The sequence below is a fragment of the Azospirillum tabaci genome, assembly GCF_014596085.1.
Taxonomy (GTDB): domain Bacteria; phylum Pseudomonadota; class Alphaproteobacteria; order Azospirillales; family Azospirillaceae; genus Azospirillum; species Azospirillum tabaci.
In genome coordinates this window covers 187,645-204,595 of sequence record NZ_JACCJY010000004.1, presented here as the reverse complement: position 1 = coordinate 204,595, position 16,951 = coordinate 187,645, and the positions used below count along the sequence as shown (strand labels likewise).

Sequence of the window (16,951 nt, the reverse complement as noted above, 5' to 3'; positions counted from 1 at the left end):
CCCCTCGGCCGATCCCGCCGTGGCGGCGGGTTTTCCGAACGTGACTCGAGCGTGTTCGCCTCGACCATAAAAATCAATGTCTTCAAAAATCGTGCCGGTTGCAGAATCGGCCCTTTTCAGCGGTTTTTGGCTGTTTCGCCGATCGATTGGGCAGGTCATGCCCAAGAATTACGCAATTCGGGGACCGCGACGCCGCGCCGCTGGACATCCGGACCAAGCGGAACGATTGTTCGTACCCGTCTACACTGATCGAAGGGCAGCGCCATCATGACCGAATCGGGCACCACCGCAGCGCAGGAGATCACGACCGACGTCGTCGTGTTGGGCGGCGGACTGGCCGGACTCAGCATGGCGGCGGCGCTGGCCACCGCGGGCGTTCCGGTGGTCTGCATCGACCGCGACAGCCCGGACCGGCAGGCGGGGGACGACTTCGACATCCGCACCACGGCGGTCGCCTACGCCTCGATGAAGGTGCTGGAGGGGGCGGGCGTGTGGAAGCACATGGAGCCCTACGCCGGCCCGATCCTGGACATCCGGGTGGCCGACCAGTTCTCGCCCCTGTTCGTCCATTACGACCACAAGGACCTGACCTGGGACGGCAAGAACCAGCCCTTCGGCTGGATTCTCGACAACAAGGACATGCGCCGCGCCCTGTTCGCCCGCGCGAAGGAACTGCCCGGCCTGAACCATCTGGCCCCGGCCCAGGCCGTGTCGATCGAGCGCACCCGCGCCGGCGCCACGGTGACGCTGGCCGACGGGCGGGTGGTCAAGGCGCGGCTGGTCGTCGGAGCCGACGGGCGCCGCTCGCTGGCACGGGAGAGCGCCGGGATCAAGCTGCGCACCTGGGCCTACGACCAGACCGCGATCATTTGCACGATCCGCCATTCGGAGCCGCACAACGGCGTGGCGGTGGAGCATTTCCTGCCCAACGGCCCCTTCGCCGTGCTGCCGATGACCGAGAACCGCTCCTCCATCGTGTGGAGCGAAAAGCGGTCGCTGGTCGACATGTACCTGAAGCTGCCGGAGGACCAGTTCATCGACGAGCTGACCCGGCGGTCGGGCGGCTATCTGGGCGACATCGAGCTGGTGACCCGGCGCGACGCCTGGCCGCTGTCGGTGCTGCTGGCCGAGCGTTTCATCGCCGAGCGCGTGGCCCTGATCGGCGAGGCGGCCCACGCCATCCATCCCATCGCCGGGCAGGGGCTGAACCTGGGCCTGCGCGACGTGGCGGCCCTGGCCGAGGTGATCGTGGACGCCCACCGGCTGGGGCTGGACGTCGGCTCGCCGGAGGTGCTGGCCCGCTTCCAGCGCTGGCGCCGCTTCGACACGGTGCTGCTGGCCGCGGTGTGCGACGGCCTGGTGCACCTGTTCTCCAACAACATCCCGCCGATCAAGCTGGCCCGCGACGTCGGCATGGCCGTGGTCAATCGCCTGCCGCCGCTGAAGCGCTTCTTCATGCGGCACGCGATGGGCGTGGTCGGCGAACTGCCGCGGATGATCAAGGGCGTGCCGCTGTAAGACGCCGCCCGTCCGTCACCCCAACCCGAATTCCGACAGCGCCTCGTACACCGCGGCCCCCTTGCCCAGGTGGCTGCGGTAGAGCGTGAAGTGCTCCACCCGGATCGGACCGGCGCGGAACATCCCGCGCTCCTCGACGAAGCGCCCGATCCGGTCCTTCGGCGCGTCCTTCAGCCGGGCGAGCGTGACGTGGGGCGAAAATTTGCGCTCCTCCGCCGGCAGGCCGCAGCGGACCAGCGCCGACTCGACCTTGGACTGGAGGTGCGACAAGGCGTCGCTGCGCTCCACCCCGGCCCAGAGGACGCGGGCGTTGCGGCCGCTGCCGTACACGCCCACGCCGTCCAGAACCAGATCGAAGGCCGGCGCCGCGATTTGCGCCAGCGCCTCGTCGATCTCCGCCGCCTGATCCTCCGGCACCTCGCCGATGAAGCGGAGCGTCAGGTGCAGGTTGTCCGCGTCGGTCCAGCGGGCGCCGGGCACGCCGCCGCCCAGCCCCGCCAGGCGCCGGCGCACATCCTCCGGAAAATCGAGGGCGACGAAGAGACGGATCATTGGCTTTCCGGAACGGTTACGGGCAGGGGTCGGGATAGCGGGCGTTGACCGCCTCGATGTCCTTCAGCACCTCGTCCGACAGCGTGAGGTCCACCGCCGCGATGTTGGACTTCAGGTCCTCCAGGGTCGTCGCGCCGATCAGCGAGGACGCGACGAAGGGCTGCCGCAGGGTGAAGGCGATGGCCATCTGGGTCGGCGACAGGCCGTGGCGCCGGGCGACATCCAGATACTCTTTGGTGGCCACGTCGGCGTTGACGGTGGCGTAGCGCGACTTGCGGTGATCCAGCGCGCGGCGGGTGCCGGCGGGCACGGCGCCGTCCAGATACTTGCCCGACAGCGTGCCGGCGGCCAGCGGCGAATAGGCGAGAAGCCCGACATCCTCGCGCAGCGACACCTCGGCCAGACCTTGCTCGAAGGTGCGGTTCAGCAGGTTGTAGGCGTTCTGGATCGAGGCGATGCGCGGCAGGCCCTTGTCCTCCGCCAGCTTGAGGAACTGCATCACCCCCCAGGGCGACTCGTTCGAGACGCCGATGTGGCGGACCTTGCCGGACTTGACCAGCTCGTCGAGCGCCGCCAGAGTCTCCTCGATGGGCGTGCCGTCCTTCTCCGGCCGGTGGACGTAGTTGCGCGCGCCGAAGCGGTTGGTGGAACGGTCGGGCCAGTGGAGCTGGTACAGATCGATGTAGTCGGTCTGGAGCCGGCGCAGGCTGGCCTCGACCGCCGCGAAGATGTTGGCGCGGTCGAGCTTCGCCTCGCCGTTGCGCACCCAGGCGAAGCCGCCGTCGGTGGCCCCGACGACCTTGCTCGCCAGGATCACCTGGTCGCGCTTGCCGGTCGCCTTGAACCAGCTGCCGATCACCTCCTCCGTACGTCCGTACGTGTCGGCGGTCGGGGGGATGGCGTACATCTCCGCCGTGTCCCAGAAATTCACGCCCTCGCCGAGCGCGTAATCCATCTGGGCGTGGCCCTCGGCCTCGCTGTTCTGGCGGCCCCAGGTCATGGTGCCCAGGCCGATGGCGCTGACCGACAGGCCGGTGCGGCCGAGCGGACGGTATTGCATTTGGCTATGATCCTTAAAGGAACAGGGTGAGCACGCCTGTGTATCCATACAGGCGGGCGTTGGAGATCTCGCCGCTGGCGAAGAATCCGGCCAGCGGGATGTCGCCGAAGGTTTCGCGGATCAGCGCCAGTTCCTGGCTGCCCTCGCCGAACAGGCTGGGGCCGCGGGCGATGCAGCTGACATAGAGCGCGCCCTTCGGGGGGGTCTTCACGCGCTTCTTCAGATTGGCCAGCATGCGGCGCATGTCGGCCTCGGCGCTCTGCTGGTCGCGGCGGGTGAACAGGATGGGCTGGCCGCTCTGCACATGGTGGGCGACGGCGATCCAGCCGGCGCGCGGGTCGATGGCGATCAGGTCGCGGACCAGATAATCCGCGGTGTCGCTCCCGGCGATGGGCAGGCCGGCGAAGATGTAGCCGGACACCCGTTTGAGGTCGCGGGCCAGCAGTTCGCCAATGTCCTCCTTGAAGACCTCCAGCGCCGGGCGCCCGTCGATCTCAAGGACGACGTTGTCGTCCGCCGCGGTGATGGTGCGCACCGGGCCGATGGGCGTGCAGCCCTGGCTGAGGCCGGTGGCGACCGGCACCTGCGGCGCGAACAGCACGCCCGACACGCCGCCGTCGGCCACCGGCCCGGCGGTCATCGTGGCGGTGTTGCCGGGGATGGTGAATTGCGGGAACTCCGAGCGGGAGGCCGATAGGCCGCCGACCAGGAAGGCCCCGGTTGATTCCGCCAGCGAAACGACCAGCCCGGCCAAGTCCTGGTGGCGTGGGTCGGCGTGGGCGAGCGCCAGCATGGCGCCGTGCTTGTCCAGCCAGCCGCCGGCCATGCGGCGCAGCGGCTCCATGTCGCCCGACACCACCGGGAACAGGCGGAAGCCCTCCGGCGGCAGGCGGGCCACCATCACGGCGATGCCCGGCTTGTCGAAGATTTCCTCGTCGTTGGCGCAGATGCCGATGCCGACCGTGCCCACCCAGTCGCGGATGCCGGTGACGCCGCGCAGCAGCGTGACCATGCTCGTCGCGTGCTCGGCCAGCGCGTCGGTGATGTAGAGGAAGCCGAGGTTGCAGCCCTCCACCGCCCCCAGTTCGTCCAGGCAGGACTTGACGACGGCGCCCCATTCGGTGCCGGTGGCCGATGCGGCCTTGAAGTAGCTTTCGGTGGTGGCGGTGTCGCCGGCCAGGGTCGCCATGGGTCTTCAGCCTCCGTTTTTGGCGATGCCGTCCAGAAGGCGGGCGACATGGGGCGTGATGCGCTCCACGATCACCTTCACGCCGGCCGCGTTGGGATGGATGCCGTCAGGCTGGTTCAGCGCGGCGTCGGCCGCCACGCCGTCCAGGAAGAACGGGTAGAGCTGTACGTCGTACGTCTTCGCCAGATCCGGGTAGATGGCGTTGAAGCGGTCCCCGTACGCACGTCCAAGGCTGGGCGACGCGTACATGCCGGCCAGCAGCACGGGCAGCTTCTCGCCGGTCAGCCGCTTCAGGATGGCGTCGAGGTTGGCGCGCGCCGCGGCGGGGTCGAGTCCGCGCAGCATGTCGTTCGCCCCCAGCTCCACCAGCACGGCGTCCGGCTTGTCGGCCAGCGCCCAGTCAAGCCGCGACAGCCCGCCCGCCGTGGTGTCGCCCGACACGCCGGCGTTGACGACGGCGACGTCGTAGCCCTTCGCCCGCAGCGCCGCCTGCAACTGCACGGTGAATGCCTGCGCTTCGGGAAGGCCATAGCCGGCGGTCAGGCTGTCGCCGAGCGCGAGCAGGGTGTAAGGCCCCTTCCCCGAACCACCCTGGGCGAACGCGGGAACGGTCATGCCGAGTCCCGCAAGGACGGCGAGCGCGGCCAGCCCCGACCGAAGGAGGGCCATGTTGAAATGGCGGCGCACCATGCCATATGGCGTGAGGTTTTCCCGCCCGTTCCCCCGCCCGTTCCAGAGACGCATGCCAATGTCCCGACCCGATTCCGTTGCCTCTGCCATCGTCGATCTCGACGAGGTGCATCTGAGATTGGACAGCGCGGCCGGACCCGTCAACATCCTGAGAGGCTTGAATCTCCGCATCCAGCCCGGTGAACGGGTCGGCGTGGTCGGCCCGTCGGGCTCCGGCAAATCGACCATGATGATGGTCATGGCCGGGCTGGAACGCCCCACGGGCGGGACCGTGCGCGTTGCCGGACAGGATCTGGGCCGGCTGGACGAGGACGGGCTTGCGCGCTTCCGCCGCGACCATGTGGGGATCGTCTTCCAGGCTTTCCACCTCGTGCCGACGATGACCGCGCTGGAGAACGTCGCCATACCCCTGGAATTCGCCGGGGCCGCCGACGCCTTCGACCGCGCGCGGCAGGGGCTGGAAGCGGTCGGGCTGGGCCACCGGCTGAGCCATTATCCGGGCCAGTTGTCCGGCGGCGAACAGCAACGCGTCGCCCTGGCCCGCGCCTTCGTCGCGGAGCCGTCGCTTCTGCTGGCCGACGAGCCGACCGGCAACCTGGACATCGGCACCGGCGCCACCATCGTGGAGCTTTTGTTCGACCTCGCCGAGCGGCGCGGCACGACGCTGGTGCTGATCACCCACGACCCATCCCTGGCCGACCGCTGCGACCGGACCGTGCGCCTGACCGACGGGCGCATCGTCGACGACGGCATGGCCGCCCGCGCCGAGCGCGTCCGCGTGGCGGGGGACTGAACGTTTCTTTGGGGAGCGGTCGCTTTGGTGCCCCCCTCCCGGCCTCCCCCCGCTTCGCAGGGGGAGGAGATAAGCCCTCCCCTGCGAAAGCGGGGGAGGGTTGGGTGGGGGCCCGACGCGACCATTCCCCACCACCAATCCACACCCCCACCGGACGCCCCCATGACCAACCTCGCCCTCGCCTTCCGTCTGGCCCGCCGCGAGCTGCGCGGGGGACTAAAAGGGTTCCGCATCTTTCTGGCCTGCCTGACGCTCGGCGTCGCGGCCATCGCCGCGGTCAATTCCGTGTCCGGCGGCGTGCTGTCCGGTCTGCAGGCGGACGGGCGGGCCATCCTGGGCGGCGACGTCGCACTGCGGCAGATCTACGCACCGCCGACCGACACGCAGCGCGCCTGGCTGGAACAGGCTGGGCGCCTGTCGCAATCGGTGGAAATGCGCGCCATGGCGCGGTCCGCCGACGACTCGCGCTCCACGCTGGTCGAGCTGAAGGCGGTGGACGGCGTCTACCCGCTCTACGGCTCCGTGGCCCTGGCGCCGGAGGGCGACCTGCACACGGCGCTGGCCAACCGCGACGGGCGCTGGGGCGCGCTGGTCGAGGACGGGCTGCTCGACCGGCTGGGGCTGAAGACCGGCGACACGCTGCGGCTGGGCGAGGGCGAGTTCGCCGTGCGCGGTGTCCTGACGCGGGAGCCGGACCGCGCGTCCAACGGCGCCTTCTCGCTGGGGCCGCGGGTGATGATCGGCCTGCCGTCGCTGGAGGGCACCGGCCTGCTCCAGCCCGGCAGCATCGTCTACTGGACCGCCAAGCTGGCCCTGCCGCCGGGCACCGACGTGGCGGCATGGCAGAAGGCGCTGACGGCGCGCTTCCCCGACGCCGGCTGGCGGGTCCGCGATTTCACCAACGCCTCCCCGCAGATCGAGCGCTTCATCGACCGCATGACGCTGTTCCTGACGCTGGTCGGGCTGACCGCCCTGCTGGTCGGCGGGGTCGGGGTTGGCAACGCGGTGCGCAGCCATCTCGATTCGCGCGCCCGCACCATCGCCACGCTGAAATGCCTGGGCGCGCCGGGCGATCTGGTCTTCCAGGTCTATCTGCTGCAGATCCTCGCTTTGTCCGGGCTGGGCATCCTGCTGGGGCTGCTGCTCGGCGCGGTGGCGCCGCTGGGTCTGGGCTCACTGCTCGACTCGGTGCTGCCGGTGCCCACCCGGATCGGCGTCTACCCGAGCGCCCTGGCGCTCGCCGCGCTCTACGGCCTGCTGACCGCCCTGACCTTCTCGCTGTGGCCGCTGGGCCGCGCGCGGGAGGTGCCGGCGGCGGCGCAGTTCCGCGACGTGGTCGCCCCCGCCGGGGGCCGCCCGCGCGCCGTCTATCTGGCGGCGATGGTGCTGACCGTCGCGGCGCTGGCCGGGCTGGCCGTCGCCACCGCCCACAACAGGATGTTCGCCGCCTGGTTCGTCGGCGGCTCGATCGCTACCTTCATCGCCTTCCGCGTGGCCGCCTGGCTGGTGGTGCGCGGGGCGGCGGCGGCGGGACGGCCGCGCCGTCCGGGGCTGCGGCTGGCGCTCGCCAACCTGCACCGGCCGGGCAACCCGACCGGGGCGGTGGTGCTGTCGCTCGGCCTCGGCCTGACCGTGCTGGTCGCCATCGCGCTGATCGAGGGCAACTTCTCCCGCCGGGTCAACGAGACGATCCCGAAGGACGCGCCCAGCTTCTTCTTCGTGGACATCCAGCCCGACCAGTTCGAGCCGTTGAAGCAGACGCTCACCGCCCTGCCCGGCACCAGCGGGTTCGAGGCGGTGCCGTCCTTGCGCGGGCGGATCGAGACGGTGGACGGCAGGCCGGCGGAGAAGGCGCTGATCAACCCGGAGCAGTCCTGGGTGCTGTCCGGCGACCGCGGCGTGACCTACTCCGCCAAGCTGCCCGAGCATTCGGAGATCGTCGCCGGCTCCTGGTGGCCGGAGGATTACAGGGGCACGCCGCTGATCTCCATCCACCAGAATGTGGCGAACGCCTTCGGCATCGGCCCCGGCGCCACGCTGGGCGTCAACATCCTGGGCCGGACCATCGAGGCCAAGGTCGCCAACGTCCGCGCCGCCGACTTCTCGACGCTGGCCATCAACTTCACCATGGTCTTCGCGCCGGGCACGCTGGAACGCGCGCCGCAGACCTGGATCGCCACCATCCGCAGCACCCCGCAAGCGGAGCCGGAGGTGCAGCGCTCCGTCCTGCAGCGCTTCCCCAACGTCACGCTGGTGCGGGTGAAGGACGCGCTCGACACGGTGGGCACCATGCTGGGCCACATCGGCACGGCGGTGCGCATCACCGCGGGCATCACGCTGGCCGCCGGCACGCTGGTGCTGGCCGGCGCGGTCGCCGCCGGGCACCGCCGCCGGGTCTACGACGCGGTGGTGCTGAAGGTGCTGGGCGCCACGCGGGCCGACGTGCTGAAGGCGTTCCTGCTGGAATACGGGCTGCTCGGCATCCTGACCGCGGCCATCGCCGGGGTCATCGGCACCATCACGGCCTGGGCGGTGATGACCTTCCTGATGCGCTGGGACTGGACCTTCCTGCCGTCGGCCGTGCTGACCACGGCGCTGCTCAGCACGGCGATCACGCTGGCCTTCGGCTTTCTCGGGACGTGGCGGGCGCTCGGCCAGCCCTCCGCCCCGCTGCTGCGCAACGACTGACGGGAGCGGTCAGGCCGGTTCAGGGACGCGGTCGTCGGCGACGATCCGGTTCTTGCCGGACTGCTTGGCCGCGTACATGCGCTGGTCGGCCAGATCGACCAGCCTTTCCCAATCCACCGGGCGGTCGTGGAGGTATTCGGCGACGCCGATGCTGGCGGTCTGCAGGGTGCCGTCCGAGCGTTTGCCCAGCCCGCGCTCGTGCAACCGCTCCACCGCGGTCAGGGCACCCTGACGGCCGGTGTTGGGCATGATGACCACGAACTCCTCCCCGCCCCAGCGGACCAGCACGTCGGACTGGCGCAGCATGGCGCGGATCGCCTCCGCCGACCGCCCCAGCTGCTTGTCGCCCTGGTCGTGGCCGAACCGGTCGTTGATCGACTTGAAATTGTCCAGGTCGAAGAAGATCACCGACAGCGGATGGTCCGAGCGCTGGGCGTGGGCGAACTGCAGCCGCAGAAGCTCCTCCCCGATGCGGCGGGAGAAGGCGCCGGTCAGGCCGTCGTGGGACGCCTGATCGACCAGAGCCATCATGAAATGCAGTTGGCTCATCGCCGCCAGCGTCGCCACCACCATGATGAGCACCAGCAGCCACAGGGCGCCCAGATAGGAGGGGAAGGGGAAGACCAGCGAGCCGTAGACCCCGGCCAGCATGTGGGCCGCCAGCATCGGCGTCGCGAAGGCCAGCCCCTCCAGCGCGGTCAGCGGGAAGACGCTGAGCCCCGCCACCATCACGAAGGGCAGGAAGGCGTAGCCGGCGGCCACCGCCAGCGCGCTTCCCGCGATCATGTCCTCGTTCAGCATGGGGTGCGAGGCGAGGAAGAACACCGTCGGCACCGACAGCAGCAGGGCCAGCCCCCGCCACGCGCTGCCCATGTCGTCGCAGATCCGGTAGCCGAGCGCCAGCGCGCCGAAGGCGAAGCTGGAGACCAGCCGCAGGCCGGCCAGATAGCCCCACAACGGCCAGGGGAAGATGAAGACGTCGATGACGATCCACAGCGGCGTCAGCACGGCGAAGACCGCCGCGACCATGCGGACGCGGGAATGGATCAGCACGGCCCGGCGACGCTGGATGATCGGGGTGTGCCCCCCCGGATGCATCAGGTCGCGCAACTGCTCGAAGGAGAGATCGCCGCTCACCGCCTGGAATGCCCTCTCCGCGAACCGTCTGAGGAGATTAAGCGCTTGTTGATACACGCGATGCCCCCCATCGGCAACGGCAATTGCTGTGATTTCCAGGGATACGTGCGTATGCGGCGCGGCCTGTGGCGTCAGCGCATTTGTACGTGATTTGCCGGGACAGTCTTCCCGCCGCCCGCCGCTGTCAACGCTGGATTGGTCATACCACTGGGGCAAAAGCACGCGGTGCGTATGAAAAATGGCCCGGCATGAAAAAAGGCCCGGCTGGGGGCCGGGCCTTTTCCTACGGTCGGAAGGGCGGGAAACCGGTCAGTCCTTCAGGTCTTCCCAAAGCTCCTTCACCTTGGCGAAGAAGCCTTCGGACTGCGGGTGGGAGCCTTCCTTGCCGGCGTTGTCGAACTCGCGCAGAAGCTCCTGCTGCTTCTTGGTCAGGTTGACCGGAGTCTCGACGACGGCCTGGATGTACATGTCGCCGCGCTGCTGGCTGCGCAGCACCGACATGCCCTTGCCCTTGATGCGGAACTGGTGGCCGGACTGGGTGCCGGGCGGGACCGTCACCTTGGTGCGGCTGCCCTCGATGGTCGGCACCTCCACGGTGCCGCCCAGCGCCGCGGTGGTCATCGGGATCGGCACCCGGCAGTGGATGTTGGCGCCGTCGCGCTGGAAGATCGGGTGCGGCGCGATGGCCAGGAAGATGTAGAGGTCGCCCGGCGGCGCGCCGCGCAAGCCCGCCTCGCCCTCGCCGGCCAGACGGATGCGGGTGCCGTCCTCCACGCCCGCGGGGATGTTGACCTGGAGGGTCTTCTCCTTGCGCAGGCGCCCGGCACCGCCGCAGCTCTTGCAGGGGTCCTTGATGACGCGGCCCTGGCCGTGGCAGGCCGGGCAGGTGCGCTCGATGGTGAAGAAGCCCTGCTGGGCGCGCACCTTGCCGTGGCCCTGGCAGGTCGGGCAGGTGACCGGCTGGGTCCCCGCCGCCGCACCGGAGCCGCTGCAGGAATCGCAGGCGACGGTGGAGGGAACGCGGACATTGGCCGTGGTGCCCTTGAAGGCCTCCTCCAGCCCGATCTCCAGATTGTAGCGCAGATCCTGGCCGCGGCCCGACGCGGCACCGCCGCCGCGGCGCCCGCCCATGAACTCCCCAAACATCTCGTCGAAGATGTCGGCGAAGCCGCCGCCGCCGCCGCCGAAATCGAAGCCGCCGAAGCCGCCGCCGCCACCACGCCCGTTCTCGAAGGCGCCGTGGCCGAAGCGGTCGTATGCCGCGCGCTTCTGCTCGTCCTTCAGGACGTCGTAGGCTTCGTTGATTTCCTTGAACTTGTGCTCGGCGTCCTTATCACCCTGGTTGCGGTCCGGGTGATACTGCATCGCCATCTTGCGGTACGCTTTTTTGATCTCGTCCGCGCTGGCGCCCTTCGCCACCCCGAGCAGCTCGTAATAGTCCTGTTTCGCCATGGGCCCCGACCGCCTTCACATACAATAGACCAATCGTATCTCCGGCCCGCCACCGCAGGACGGATGACGGGCCGGACGATACTGCATGGCGCCGGGTTCTCCCGGCTGTGACACCGGAGGCAACGGGCGGCTGCCCAACGATTGCCTCCGGTTCCGAACGCTTACGCCGACTTCTTCTTGTCGTCGTCCACTTCCTCGAAGTCGGCGTCGACCACGCCCGGCTCGTTCGGGGCGGCGCCCGAAGCACCGGCGGCACCGGCGCCGGGGGCCTCGCCCTGGCCGGCCTTGTACATGGCCTCGCCCAGCTTCATCGACACCTGGGCCAGGGCCTCGGTCTTCGCCTTCACGGCCTCCACGTCCTCGCCGTCCATGACCGACTTCAGCTCGGCCACGGCGGCCTCGGCGGCGGTCTTGTCGGCGGCCGGGATCTTGTCGCCGTTCTCCTTGATCGTCCGCTCGGTGGTGTGGATCAGGGCATCGGCGTGGTTGCGGGCGTCCACCAACTCGCGCCGCTTCTTGTCGTCCGCGGCGTGGGCTTCGGCGTCCTTCACCATCTTGTTGATGTCGGCGTCCGACAGGCCGCCCGACGCCTGGATGCGGATCTGCTGCTCCTTGCCGGTGGCCTTGTCCTTCGCCGTGACGCTGACGATGCCGTTGGCGTCGATGTCGAAGGTCACCTCGACCTGCGGCACGCCGCGCGGTGCCGGCGGGATGCCGACGAGGTCGAACTGGCCGAGCAGCTTGTTGTCCGCGGCCATCTCGCGCTCGCCCTGGAAGACGCGGATGGTCACCGCGTTCTGGTTGTCCTCGGCGGTCGAGAAGGTCTGGGACTTCTTGGTCGGGATCGTCGTGTTGCGGTCGATCAGGCGGGTGAACACGCCGCCCAGCGTCTCGATGCCCAGGCTGAGCGGGGTCACGTCGAGCAGCAGGACGTCCTTCACCTCGCCCTTCAGCACGCCGCCCTGGATGGCGGCGCCGATGGCGACCACCTCGTCCGGGTTCACGCCGCGGTGCGGCTCACGGCCGAAGAACTGCTTCACCGCCTCGATGACCTTGGGCATGCGGGTCATGCCGCCGACCAGGATCACCTCGTCGATCTCGTTGGCCTTCAGGCCGGCGTCGCGCAGGGCGGCCTTGCAGGGCTCGATCGTGCGCTGGACCAGCTCGTCCACCAGGGCTTCCAGCTTGGCGCGGGTCAGCTTGACGTTCAGGTGCTTCGGGCCGGACTGGTCGGCCGTGATGAAGGGCAGGTTGACCTCGGTCTGCATGGCCGAGGACAGCTCGATCTTCGCCTTCTCCGCGGCTTCCTTCAGGCGCTGCAGGGCCAGGCGGTCCTTGCGCAGGTCGATGCCCTGCTCCTTCTGGAACTCGTCGGCGAGGTAGTCGATGATGCGGGCGTCGAAGTCCTCACCGCCGAGGAAGGTGTCGCCGTTGGTCGACTTCACCTCGAACACGCCGTCGCCGATCTCCAGCACCGAGACGTCGAAGGTGCCGCCGCCCAGGTCGTAGACCGCGATGGTGCCGGCGCCCTTCTTCTCCATGCCGTAGGCCAGAGCGGCCGCCGTCGGCTCGTTGATGATGCGCAGCACTTCCAGGCCGGCGATCTTGCCGGCGTCCTTGGTCGCCTGGCGCTGGCTGTCGTTGAAGTAGGCCGGAACGGTGATGACCGCCTGGGTCACCTTCTCGCCCAGATAGTTCTCCGCCGTCTCCTTCATCTTCTGCAGAATGAAGGCGCTGATCTGCGACGGGCTGTACTTCTTGCCGACGGCCTCCACCCAGGCGTCGCCGTTGTCGCCGGAGATGATCTTGTAGGGGACGAGGCCCTGGTCCTTCTTGGTCAGCGGATCGTCGTAGCGGCGGCCGATCAGACGCTTGATCGCGAAGAGGGTGTTCTCGGGGTTCGTCACCGCCTGACGCTTGGCCGGCTGGCCGACCAGACGCTCCGCGTTCTGCGCGAAGGCGACCATGGAGGGCGTGGTCCGCGTGCCTTCGGCGTTCTCGATCACCTTGGCGCTGGAGCCTTCCATGACGGCCACGCAGGAGTTCGTGGTGCCGAGGTCGATGCCAATGACTTTGCTCATGTTCAGCCTCTGTTGTTCGGCAGATGCGTGGCGGCCCGTATGGTCCGGCACCGCCGCGATCCCCTTGGGGTCGGTGGAACGGTTGGGTGGATTCACGTCTGTCGCCGGAGATATAGGCAGGTGCGTTTCGGGCTGCAACGTCCTGGTCATTCCGCCAACCGTCAAAAGGCCAAAAGGTGACGCGCACGCCGGGGCATATCGTCACGCCTGCGGCTTCGCGTCGCAAGTGAATACCGGGGTATTCAGAAGCATAAGGCGTGCAGCGGGCTTCCTTTGTCCCCCCACCGCGCCGAAAGCGGTCTGTTACAGGGCTTTAACACAAACAAAACCCCCGCAACCCAGCCATGTTAACTTTTCATTAACAAGTAATGGTGTGCATTATTGCGCACAATCAATTGCCGGTTGCCTTGTTTCTTTGTTGTCCGAAGATTCTAATAGTGGAGAATCGAAGGAAATATGATATATCCCTCACTGGTCAGGGGGCCGCTCTTGCTCGCAGATATGGCTTTCCGAAGCGGGACCGTGTGCAGCATTCCATAGGGGGATCAAGATGATGGACGAACGGCGCGACATGGCTCTGGCCATCAAGTCCTGCCTCGACAGCCTTATGGACGACGCGACGAAGTGCGACTTGGACGATCTGGCGCGCTTCATCAGCCTGGCCGCCCTGGCGGCGGAGGAGGCGGCCATGGCCTTCGATCCGAAGGCGGCGCAGTTGAAGGCCCTGATGTCCGGCGGCGCCGGCCACTGCTGACCACCGGAATCTTGATTGCCGGAATCTTGATTGCCGGAATCTTGATTGCCGGAATCTTGATTGCCTGAGCGCTGAACGCCCGAACCGGCGCGGGAACGCCGGAGACTTCGGGCTCGCAAGACATCAGGCCGCCAAAGAACATCAGGCCGCCAAAGAAAAAGCCGCCCTCGACGGGGCGGCTTTCCTGTTTCCGGAGGCAATCCCTCAGCCTTTTACAGAATCTCCGCCGCGCGGATCGCCCCGTCGAGCAGGGCCAGCGTGCCGGCGCAGGACTCGTCCCCATCCATGACCATGGGCAGGCGGTAGCTGAACATGGCCGCCGCCGCCTTGCCGTCCCGCTCCGCCCCGACCAGCCAGAGGTAATGGGCGTCGGTGCCGCCGTCCTCCTCCGTCATCATCACCGCCTGGGCCAGCACGCCGTCGTCGCCCCAGGGCTCGACGATCCGGTCGCTGGCGCGCTGGTCGTCGGGGCGCACGAAGCGCAGCGCCATCTCGCGCAGCACCGCCACGGCGCCGTCCGGCCCGTCCTTGGGCGCCACCCGGTCGGTGACCAGCCGCAGCACGCCCCCCGCAGGGGCCGGCGGGTGGAAGGCGGCCACGGCGTGGCCCTCATGCTCCTCCACCTCCGCGCGCCAGCCGTCCGGCAGCCGGAACCGCACCACCCCTTCCCATTCCACGCTGTGGCCTGCATCGTTGCCGGCGCTGTGGCCGTCCTGTCCGCCCGTCACGGCATCCTCCCCTGATCCTGTGCCGGCACTTTAGGCCGAACCGTCGGCGAATCCAGCCTTGATCGCGGCCCACAGAGCCACCATGGTTCGGCGATGATCGTTTCCGCCAGCTACAAGACGGACATTCCCGCCTTCTACGGGCGCTGGTTCCTGAACCGGCTGGAGGCCGGACACTGCCGCATGGTCAACCCCTACGGCGGCCAGACCTACCGCATCGGCCTGACCCGCGCGGAGGTCGACGGCTTCGTCTTCTGGACCAAGAATCTCGGCCCCTTCCTGCCGGCGCTGGAGGAGGTGTCCGGGCGTGGCTTTCCCTTCGTCGTCCAGTACAGCATCACCGGCCTGCCGGGCGCGCTGGAGCGCTCCGTCCCCGACGCGGAGCGCGCGGTGGAGCATATGGCCCGGCTGCGCGACCGCTGGGGGCCGCGCGCCGCCGTCTGGCGCTACGACCCCATCGTGACGGCGCCCATCGTGGAGGCAGACGCCACGCCGCCGTCCTGGCACCGCGAGACCTTCGCCCGGCTGGCCGGCCGGATGCGCGGCCTGACCGACGAGGCGGTGGTGTCCTTCCTCCAGCCCTACCGCAAGACGGCGCGCAACCTGGACGCCGCCGGTGTGCCCTGGCGCGACCCGGACCCGGAGGAGAAGCGCGCCCTGCTGGCCGACCTCGCCGGCATCGCCGCGGAGCACGGCATGGCGCTGACGCTGTGCACCCAGCCGGAGCTGGCCGGTGTCCCCGGCACGGCGCCGGCCCGCTGCGTCGACGCGCAGCGGCTGTCCGACGTCGCCGGGCGGGCCGTCGCCGCCAAAGAGAAGGGCAACCGCCCCGGCTGCCTGTGCGCGGAAAGCCGCGACATCGGCGATTACGACACCTGCCCGCACGGCTGCGTCTATTGCTACGCCGTCGCCAACCGCGCCACCGCGCAGCGACGCTTCGCCGCCCACGACCCGGCGGGAGAGTTCCTGTTCACGCGGGAACGGGCGGGGTAAGGGCCCCCCAGCCCGCCGTCTCGGCGCCTTCCCGGTTACGGGCAGACCTTCTTCACGGTCTCGACCAGCTTGTCCGGGTTGAAGGGCTTGACCAGCCAGCCGGTGGCCCCGGCCTCGCGGCCGGCGGTCTTCTTGGCGGGGTCGGCCTCGGTGGTCAGCAGCAGGACGGGGGTCGCGCGGTTGAGCGCGCTGCCGCGGATGGCCCGGGTCAGGGCCAGACCGTCCATGCCCGGCATGTTCAGGTCGGTGATGATGCAGTCGAACTTCTGCCGGTTGACCTCCGCCAGGCCGGCGGTGCCGTCCGCCGCCTCGGTGACGCCATAGCCGGCGTTGCGCAGCGTGAAGGCGACCATGTCGCGGATGGTCTTGGAGTCGTCGACGGTCAGGATGGTCTTGGCCACGGGTCCGGTTCCCTGAATGAGCGGCCGCCCGGAACGGGCAATTCCTGGGGCGCCGCGAGACTCCCCGACGCGAACCGGGGTTCCGATGCGAATAGGCGAAGGACTCTCCCGGCGCAAGCCCTTCGGTACGCAAAGGATCGCGGGCGGACGCCCTTCGTGAGGCGGCTGGACGAAAAAAAAGCGGCGCGCCGGACCATGCCGCCGCGCCGCCGCGAGAGACGTGCCGCCTGCCGTCCGGAGGACGGTCAGGCCATCCGTCCCGAGGACGGTCAGGCTTTCGTATCGACGTGCTGGCCGCCCATCTCGTGAGGACCGGCCTTGGCGACGCCCACCATGGCCTCGCGCAGCAGGCGGCCATGGATGGTGTAGCCGGGCTGGAGCACCTGGACGACGGTGCCGGCGGGCTTGCCGGTGTTCTCGATCTCGAACATCACCTGATGGAAGTTCGGGTCGAACAACTCGCCGGTCGGGTCGATCTTCTTGATGCCCGCACGCTCGAAGGCGGAGATGAGCTGGCGCTCCGTCGCCTCCACGCCGACGGAGAGGCCCTTCAGCACCTCGTCGTTCTCGCGGCCCTCGGCGGGGACGGCCTCCAGCGCGCGGCGCAGGTTGTCGGCCACCGTCACCAGCTCCTTGGCGAAGCTGGACACGGCGAACTTGCTGGCGTCCTCGCGGTCGCGCTGGGCGCGGCGGCGGGTGTTCTCCACCTCGGCCATCTGGCGCAGGAGCTGGTCCTTCAGGCTGGCGACCTCGGCCTCAAGCTGGGCCACGCGATCCCCGGCACCGGCGTCCGCGGCCTTGTCCTGGGCGGCCTTGTCCTGGACGGCTTCGGTCTGCTCCACCTCGGCTTCGGCGGGCTTGTTCTGCTCTTCGCTCATGGCTCTCTCGTTGTCGTCTTGGGTCGTCGTCTGGTGGGGG

Annotated in this window: 15 protein-coding genes; 5 read left to right on the top strand and 10 right to left on the bottom strand. The window is 69.0% G+C overall.

Translation table 11 applies throughout. The annotated features are described in order from the left end of the window. Window positions 1-267: 267 nt before the first annotated feature. Complete coding sequence (locus H0B54_RS07785) at window positions 268-1,518, top strand: UbiH/UbiF/VisC/COQ6 family ubiquinone biosynthesis hydroxylase (RefSeq protein WP_188259867.1); 1,251 nt, start codon at window positions 268-270, stop codon at window positions 1,516-1,518. A gap of 15 nt (window positions 1,519-1,533) precedes the next feature. Here H0B54_RS07785 and thpR read toward each other — a convergent pair whose 3' ends face one another. From thpR to H0B54_RS07765, 4 genes are read right to left on the bottom strand one after another with little or no spacing between them, the layout of a single operon-like run. Continuing rightward, window positions 1,534-2,070 (bottom strand): RNA 2',3'-cyclic phosphodiesterase, encoded by a 537-nt coding sequence (gene thpR / locus H0B54_RS07780; protein WP_188259866.1) that lies wholly within the window; start codon window positions 2,068-2,070, stop codon window positions 1,534-1,536. Window positions 2,071-2,086: 16 nt separating this feature from the next. Beyond that, window positions 2,087-3,130, bottom strand: coding sequence for an NADP(H)-dependent aldo-keto reductase (locus H0B54_RS07775; protein ID WP_188259865.1), 1,044 nt, complete (start codon window positions 3,128-3,130; stop codon window positions 2,087-2,089). A gap of 13 nt (window positions 3,131-3,143) precedes the next feature. Next, window positions 3,144-4,319 carry an FIST signal transduction protein gene (locus H0B54_RS07770; protein WP_188259864.1) on the bottom strand — a complete coding sequence of 392 codons (1,176 nt, stop codon included), beginning with the start codon at window positions 4,317-4,319 and terminating at the stop codon, window positions 3,144-3,146. Between the two features lie 6 nt (window positions 4,320-4,325). Further along, on the bottom strand, window positions 4,326-5,063 hold the full coding sequence (locus H0B54_RS07765; protein ID WP_246472395.1) for an arylesterase: 738 nt from the start codon (window positions 5,061-5,063) through the stop codon (window positions 4,326-4,328). A 4-nt stretch (window positions 5,064-5,067) separates the two neighbouring features. Between H0B54_RS07765 and H0B54_RS07760 the strand changes: the two genes are divergently transcribed. Together H0B54_RS07760 and H0B54_RS07755 are read left to right on the top strand one after the other, a co-directional pair. Beyond that, window positions 5,068-5,802: an ABC transporter ATP-binding protein gene (locus tag H0B54_RS07760; protein ID WP_188259863.1), complete on the top strand. Its 735-nt coding sequence runs from the start codon at window positions 5,068-5,070 to the stop codon at window positions 5,800-5,802. A 162-nt stretch (window positions 5,803-5,964) separates the two neighbouring features. Further along, on the top strand, window positions 5,965-8,490 hold the full coding sequence (locus H0B54_RS07755) for an ABC transporter permease (RefSeq protein WP_188259862.1): 2,526 nt from the start codon (window positions 5,965-5,967) through the stop codon (window positions 8,488-8,490). A 9-nt stretch (window positions 8,491-8,499) separates the two neighbouring features. Here H0B54_RS07755 and H0B54_RS07750 read toward each other — a convergent pair whose 3' ends face one another. From H0B54_RS07750 to dnaK, 3 genes are all read right to left on the bottom strand, one after another. Beyond that, window positions 8,500-9,627, bottom strand: a complete 1,128-nt coding sequence (locus H0B54_RS07750; protein WP_188259861.1) for a diguanylate cyclase — start codon at window positions 9,625-9,627, stop codon at window positions 8,500-8,502. Window positions 9,628-9,936: 309 nt separating this feature from the next. Continuing rightward, entirely contained in the window at window positions 9,937-11,079 is a 1,143-nt protein-coding gene (dnaJ, locus tag H0B54_RS07745) for a molecular chaperone DnaJ (protein ID WP_188259860.1), read from the bottom strand. A 161-nt stretch (window positions 11,080-11,240) separates the two neighbouring features. Continuing rightward, window positions 11,241-13,310, bottom strand: a complete 2,070-nt coding sequence (gene dnaK / locus H0B54_RS07740) for a molecular chaperone DnaK (protein WP_281389995.1) — start codon at window positions 13,308-13,310, stop codon at window positions 11,241-11,243. Window positions 13,311-13,710: 400 nt separating this feature from the next. Between dnaK and H0B54_RS07735 the strand changes: the two genes are divergently transcribed. Beyond that, on the top strand, window positions 13,711-13,914 hold the full coding sequence (locus tag H0B54_RS07735) for a hypothetical protein (protein ID WP_014239027.1): 204 nt from the start codon (window positions 13,711-13,713) through the stop codon (window positions 13,912-13,914). A 212-nt stretch (window positions 13,915-14,126) separates the two neighbouring features. On the opposite strand, the gene H0B54_RS07730 is transcribed toward H0B54_RS07735, so the two are convergent. Next, the gene (locus tag H0B54_RS07730; protein WP_094301313.1) at window positions 14,127-14,642 is read right to left on the bottom strand and encodes a hypothetical protein; all 516 of its coding nucleotides are present in this window, start codon (window positions 14,640-14,642) and stop codon (window positions 14,127-14,129) included. A 93-nt stretch (window positions 14,643-14,735) separates the two neighbouring features. Here H0B54_RS07730 and H0B54_RS07725 point away from each other — a divergent pair, with 93 nt between their 5' ends. After that, a complete protein-coding gene (locus H0B54_RS07725; protein ID WP_188259858.1) occupies window positions 14,736-15,632 on the top strand; it encodes a DUF1848 domain-containing protein in 897 nt (298 codons plus the stop codon). 35 nt (window positions 15,633-15,667) lie between these two features. On the opposite strand, the gene H0B54_RS07720 is transcribed toward H0B54_RS07725, so the two are convergent. After that, window positions 15,668-16,033, bottom strand: a complete 366-nt coding sequence (locus H0B54_RS07720; protein ID WP_014239024.1) for a response regulator — start codon at window positions 16,031-16,033, stop codon at window positions 15,668-15,670. Between the two features lie 269 nt (window positions 16,034-16,302). Further along, window positions 16,303-16,911 carry a nucleotide exchange factor GrpE gene (grpE, locus tag H0B54_RS07715; RefSeq protein WP_094301315.1) on the bottom strand — a complete coding sequence of 203 codons (609 nt, stop codon included), beginning with the start codon at window positions 16,909-16,911 and terminating at the stop codon, window positions 16,303-16,305. Window positions 16,912-16,951: the final 40 nt, after the last annotated feature.